This window comes from Ekhidna sp., assembly GCF_040220215.1.
GTDB lineage: Bacteria > Bacteroidota > Bacteroidia > Cytophagales > Cyclobacteriaceae > Ekhidna.
The window spans coordinates 593608-600199 of sequence record NZ_JAVJTR010000011.1 but is presented as its reverse complement, the minus strand read 5'-3'; the positions used below and the strand labels follow the sequence as shown (position 1 = coordinate 600199).

General features: G+C 42.6%; 3 protein-coding genes. 1 reads left to right on the top strand and 2 read right to left on the bottom strand.

Going from position 1 to position 6592, the window contains the following annotated elements; genetic code table 11:
* The coding region (locus RIC88_RS07095; RefSeq protein ID WP_350216824.1) for an efflux RND transporter permease subunit at window positions 1-1999 on the top strand (1999 nt) is incomplete at its 5' end.
* 187 nt (window positions 2000-2186) lie between these two features.
* Here RIC88_RS07095 and RIC88_RS07090 read toward each other — a convergent pair.
* Both RIC88_RS07090 and RIC88_RS07085 read right to left on the bottom strand, forming a co-directional pair.
* Window positions 2187-3500 (bottom strand): TolC family protein, encoded by a 1314-nt coding sequence (locus RIC88_RS07090; protein WP_350216823.1) that lies wholly within the window; start codon window positions 3498-3500, stop codon window positions 2187-2189.
* An 11-nt stretch (window positions 3501-3511) separates the two neighbouring features.
* A complete protein-coding gene (locus tag RIC88_RS07085; protein ID WP_350216822.1) occupies window positions 3512-6592 on the bottom strand; it encodes an efflux RND transporter permease subunit in 3081 nt (1026 codons plus the stop codon).

Sequence of the window (6592 nt, the reverse complement as noted above, 5' to 3'; positions counted from 1 at the left end):
TATTTCATTGCTGGCCATTCCCATCTCGCTGTTGGTATCCATCATTGTTCTTAAAATGCTGGGATATACCATCAATACGATGAGTTTGGGAGGTATGGCTATAGCCATTGGTGCATTGGTAGACGATGCGATCATTGATGTAGAAAATGTTTTCAAGCGATTGCGAGAGAATATTCGAAAACCAAAAGCAGAGCAACAACCAGTGCTTACGGTGGTGAAAGACGCTTCGGTGGAGATTCGTAGCTCGATCATAATTGCTACCCTCATCATCATCGTATCGTTTGTGCCTCTATTCTTTCTGAGTGGGATGGAAGGACGATTGTTGCAGCCACTTGGCATAGCATTCATTACTTCAGTATTGACTTCTCTGATTGTGGCAGTTACGGTTACTCCAGTGTTGTGTTCGTATTTATTGAAAAGTGAAAAGGTACTTACCAGGCAGGCTGAAGGGACAAAAGTGGAACGCTTCCTTCGAGCTCGCTATGTGGGTGTATTAGAACGGACACTAAAGTTTCCAAAAACGGTAATTGGCTTGACAGTGGGTGCATTCATTATCAGTTTGATTCTATTGACACAATTGGGGCGCAGTTTCCTGCCTGAGTTCAATGAAGGCTCTTTAGTAATCAGTGCAGTTGGAATTCCAGGAATGTCGCTAGAAGAGAGCAACAAGAACGGAAAGCTGATTGAACAATTGCTGTTGGAAATACCTGAAGTGGATGTGGTAACCCGTAGAACCGGACGTGCTGAGCTGGACGAACATGCTCAGGGAGTGAATGCAGCTGAAATAGATGTGCCTTTTACGCTAGACGGAAAATCAAAGGAGCAATTCTTTGAGGAAGTACGAACGAAGCTAAGTGTGGTTCCGGGGGTAAATATCACCTTGGGTCAGCCCATTGCCCACCGAATTGATCACATGCTTTCTGGTACTCGAGCAAACATTGCCATCAAGATTTTTGGCGATGATTTGCAGCGTTTGTTTGAGTTGGGTAAAAGTGTGGAAACCAATATCAATTCCATAGAGGGAATTGCCGATGTGGCAGTGGATCAGCAGATCGAAGTGCCACAAATTCGCATTACACCCAAGCGACAAATGCTGTCTGCTTATGGTGTGACGGTAGGTGATTTGATGGGGCAGGTAGATATCGCTTTTGCCGGAGAAAAGGCCGGAGAAATCTATGAAGGGCAGAAGTATTTTGACCTTATCGTCCGTTTCCAAAAGGAGTCAAGGAGCAGTATGGAATCCATACAAGCGGCTTTGGTCACCTTACCAAACGGAGGACAAATCACATTGGATCAATTGGCAGATGTGAAATCGGTGAGTTCTCCCAATACTATTTCACGAGAGAATGTAAAGCGAAAGATAGTGGTAGCAGCTAATGTTCAAGGCCGTGATTTGCGTGGAGTGGTCAATGAAATTCAACAGATTGTTGATACCAATATTGACATGCCTGAAGGCTATCGAGTAGAATATGGAGGTCAGTTTGAGAGTGAAGCGAAAGCCTCTCAATTATTGCTCATTACTGCAGTGGTGGCTATTCTCATCATATTCCTATTGCTCTATTATGAGTTTCAGGATGTGAAACTTTCATTCATTGTCTTGATCAATTTGCCACTGGCACTGATCGGAGGGATTTTGATTGTGTACTTCACTTCCGGTATCATCAGCATTGCGGCTACCATTGGCTTTATCAGCTTGTTTGGTATTGCTACACGAAATGGGATTTTGCTAGTTTCTCGTTATGAGGATTTGAGGAAGGAAGGTTTGCAAGGTTTTGAATTACTCAAAACAGGAGCCCTGGATAGACTGAATCCAATTCTGATGACAGCCTTCACAACAGGTCTTGCCTTGATTCCGCTTGCTTTGAAAGGAGGGGAGCCAGGCAATGAAATTCAAAGCCCAATGGCCGTTGTGATTTTGGGAGGATTACTCTCGGCTACTTTGCTCAATCTCATTGTGATCCCATGTGTGTATGAGTTGGTTAGTTCAAGGAAGGATTAACCAGATATAGGATAGTTAGGCCGATAGATTTGGCCTGACTATTTCAAATATGCATTAGATTCAAATTATATCTTTTTCACTTAAAGCATGTTCGAAAAAACTTGAAGATAGAGACAACAAAAAAGAGCCAGGATAATTATCCTGGCTCTATTCTCTTACTCAACTAAATTGAATGGTTTTTAGTCACTTACAATAAGCCCAACGCCTTCTGCAATTCCAGTTGCGAAATACTCACCTCGTACACTGAACCCAGGACATTAAGCTTTGCTTGAGACAATTGCAAATCGGCATCAGTTAATTCCAATCGACTACTTAAACCTTCTTGATATCTCTGCTTTACCATGTTGTAATGAAGCTCCGCTGCAGAAAATGTTCGGTGGTGCATTTCCAGACGATCATTTGCTCCTTCCAGACGAACTTGCTTGCTTCGTATTTCGATATCCACCTTTTCTTCGAGATCCTGCAAAGACGTCTTCGCTTGTTGCAATTTCAGTTTCGCTTGTACTGCCTGATAATTGGTTCTGCCGCCGTTGAATACCGGTACATTTAGCTGGAGTCCTACATAAGTAGTTTTTGGCCAATTATATTGAGCGAAATCCATATCATCGGACTGAGCTTGAAGCTGATAACTCCCAACTAGTGAAAGCACTGGTAGTCGCTGAGCTTGCGATTTTTCAAGCCCATTTTTACTTAGTTCAACTATCCACTGCTGCTGTTGCAAATCCGATCTTTTTTCCTTTTCACTAATCTGAAAGTCTTTCTGATTTACTGAAATCAATCGATCAGTAAGTACTAGTTCCTCTGTATCAGAAAGCCCAATTTTATGTTTAAACTGAATCAAAGCTATTTGATAGAGATTTTCCAAATATGAGATCTCAGTCGTCAGATTATCCGTTGCGATGGCACTTCTTACCGTGTCAATCTTTAATCCCTTTCCTTGTTCAAAAAGTTGCTTCGCATCTTTTAGCGCATAAATATTTCGCTCAAGACTCTGACGATGCAATAGAATGGTCTCCTCAATCAAAAGAACCTCATAGTAGGCTTTGGCAACATCCAAAACAAGAATAGACTCCAAATCTTTGGATTGTTCTTTCGTCACCAAAGCATTCAGTTTGGCCGATTTAATCTGCTTTCTTGTGACCTCCGAAAGGATCGGTTGATTCAGATTGATAGCCGCACTCCAGGCATTTCTGCCACCCACTGCTACATCTACCACCGGAGATTCACTACCTACAAATGATCCGGGCATAAATATGACTGCCCGATCAATAAAATGGGTATAAGTACCACCTGCGGAAATAGTTGGTAGCAAGTGACCCTTGCTTTCTTTTATGGCCTGCTCAGCCAGACTATTTTCCAGCTTCTGAACCATGAGTTCCTTATTATTCTTTTTCGCTAACTCAATGGCCTCATTCAAATTTAACTCGAGCCTTTGTGCCTGGCCGGAATAACCCAGTCCAAGCAACAAAAGTCCGGATAATATGTTATGTATGTTTTTCATAATATGTGTCATTAAATGTTCCCGGATTCATCCACCACTTCAGTAGTGAATTTTGATGAAGACAAATAGGAATAAATGGCAGGGATAATAAATAGCGTCAGGATACCAGCGAAGATTAAACCACCAACGATTACAATTCCTAGTGACTGACGGCTATTGGCGGTCAGCGCGATTGGAATGGCACCAAAAATCATGGCCAATGAAGTCATTAAAATAGGTCTGAATCGTTGCTCAGCTGCCTCTTTTGCTGCTTCGAATTTGGAGAGCCCTGTGCTCTTCAGGTGATTGGCAAACTCAACGATCAGAATGCCATTTTTCGTAATCAATCCGATTAGGGTAATTATTCCAATCTGACTAAAAACATTAAGGCTTTGGTCGAACCATTCCAGACTCAATAATGCTCCGGCAATCGCCATAGGCACGGTAAGCATAATGATGAGCGGATCTCGTAAACTCTCAAATTGAGCTGCAAGAATCATATAGATCATCACCAGAGCCAATATCAAAGTGAATGACAAACTCCCCTTGCTTTCCATATAGTCGCGAGATTGCCCAGCCAATGAACTTGTAAAGTTCTCTCCCAGAACTTCAGCTTTTATTCGCTCCATCTCGCGAATACCTTCATCCAAACTCACCCCCTGAGCAAGTCCTGCAGAGATAGTCGCAGAAGTATACTGGTCATAGCGATAAATGGCTGCCGGGCTGATGCCTTCCTCGATGGTTACCAAATTGTCTATGGATATCATCTGTCCATTGCTGGACCGAACGTTGATGGCTCGGATATCGCTTATGTCATTTCTGTTGATTTGCTCCACCTGACCTATTACTTCATACTGTCGGTCATTCATGAGGAAATAGCCATATCGCTGACCTGAAAATGCCAACTGAAGAGCCCGTGCTACTTCCTGAATGGAAACTCCCAGCATTGCAGCCTTATCCCGATCAATATTGATCATTAGTTCGGGTTTATTGATTTTAAGGTCACTATCCACAAACATGAGTTTGTTGCTCTGCCTTGCTGCCACCAAAAATTTAGGAAGTACACTCGAGATGCTGTCAAGATTTGAAGCCTGAAGCACATACTGTACCGGTTGACCGCCACCGTATTTCGTGCCGATGGTTGGTGGCATGTATGGGAATAGCAAGATATTTCTGAATTGGCCAGAAGCCGCTCCATACTGATAGTACAATTCCTGAGCTGACATCTTGCGCTCTTTTGGATCTTTCAAGTAAATACTTTGTACTGCCACATTCACCGGTGCTGGTGCCGGAATAAATGAAATAGCAACCATCGAATAGGTCTGATACAGTCCATCCGTATTGTCATTTACATAATGTCCTACTTCTTCCATGTTTTTCTTCATGAAGTCATAAGAGACTCCCTCAGGAGCAATTGCGATCAACATCATATTGGACCTATCCTCCAGAGGAGCTAATTCTGAAGGAAGTTTAGTGCCTAAAAAGTAGATCAATGCACCAGTTAAAGGGAGAAAAATCCAGGCCAAAAATCTGTATTGCATAAATGCACTGAGTAATTTTCCATACCCATTATTTAGGCCTACAAAGAATGGCTCAGTCACTCGATACAACCAGGTTGGCTTATCTTGCTTCTTAAGTAAATAAGCACTTAGCATAGGAGATAATGAAAGAGCTACAAAGGCGGAGACCAATACGGATCCGGACACCACAATAGCAAATTCCTTAAAGAGTTGACCACTGATTCCACCCATGAAAATGATGGGCAAGAACACTGCGGCCAGAGTTATGGTAGTAGAAATTACAGCGAAGTAAATTTCCTTAGACCCTGCGAATGCCGCCTGAATTGGATCCATGCCTTCCTCTACTTTTTTATAGATATTCTCCAAAACCACAATTGCATCATCCACTACAAGACCAATGGCCAGTACCAGGCCCAGAAGGGTTAGTACATTGATTGAAAATCCAGCGATGTACATGATGAAGAATGCAGAAAGAATAGATACAGGAATGGCGAGAACAGGAATAATGGTTGACCTCCAATCTCTTAGAAAAAGGAAGATAATGACCACTACCAATCCAAATGCAATGAGCAAAGTCTCCTCCACTTCTTTTACAGACTCACGTACGGGCTTTGTAAAGTCAAATCCTACGATCAGTTTGTATTCTGAAGAAACTTCTGTTCTCAATTGATCCAGTCGTCTGTAGAATTCGTCCACTACCTCAATAGCATTGGCTCCCCTTTGAATTTGAATAGCTACACCCACACCTATCCGGTCTGCCTTATCAGTTCCATTAATGATGGCGTTTCTTTCATTCACCTCGCCCAGCTCCGCATAACCAATGTCCTTCAATTTGATAGAGGAGGTAGGTGTTTGTTTGATGATCATTTCATTAAACTCCTCGGCTGTTGTTAGCCTGCCCAGTGTGCGAACACTTAATTCATTACTCTGGCCTTCAATCCTACCAGCAGGTAAATCGATGTTTTCTCTCATCAAAGCCACCCTGATATCCTCGGGAGTCAATTGATACGCTGTTAGTTTGATTGGATCGAAACGCAATCTCATTGCATATTTATGTTCTCCGACAATGCTAACCCGCTGAATACCAGGAATGGATTGAATCCGCTCCTTGATGGTTGTTGAAGCCAGATGACTCACTTCCTTGATGTCCTTTGTTTCACTTTCCACTTCAAGAAACGCCACCAGATTATCGGGTGAACTTGATTTTTCCACAATAGGAGGGTCCAGATCTGATGGTAGTTGATTTTTCGCCTTAGCGACTTTATCACGCACATCATTAAGGGCATCCTCCAGATCAATATTTCGATTGAACTCAATGGAGATAATCCCTACCTGTTCCCTCGACTCTGAGGATATGGTTCGGACACCATTTGCTTCTGCAATGGATTCTTCCAGTGGCTTGGTAATTTTAGATGCGATTACATCAGGGCTTGCACCCGGATAAAAAGAGATCACTGAAATCACAGGAGGTTCAGTAAGTGGAAATTCTCTGATTCCCAAATACTTCCACCCCACAAAACCCATTATGACTATGACGGCTGAAAATACGCCGGCCAGAACGGGTTTTCTTATACTTAATGAAGGTAAACTCAT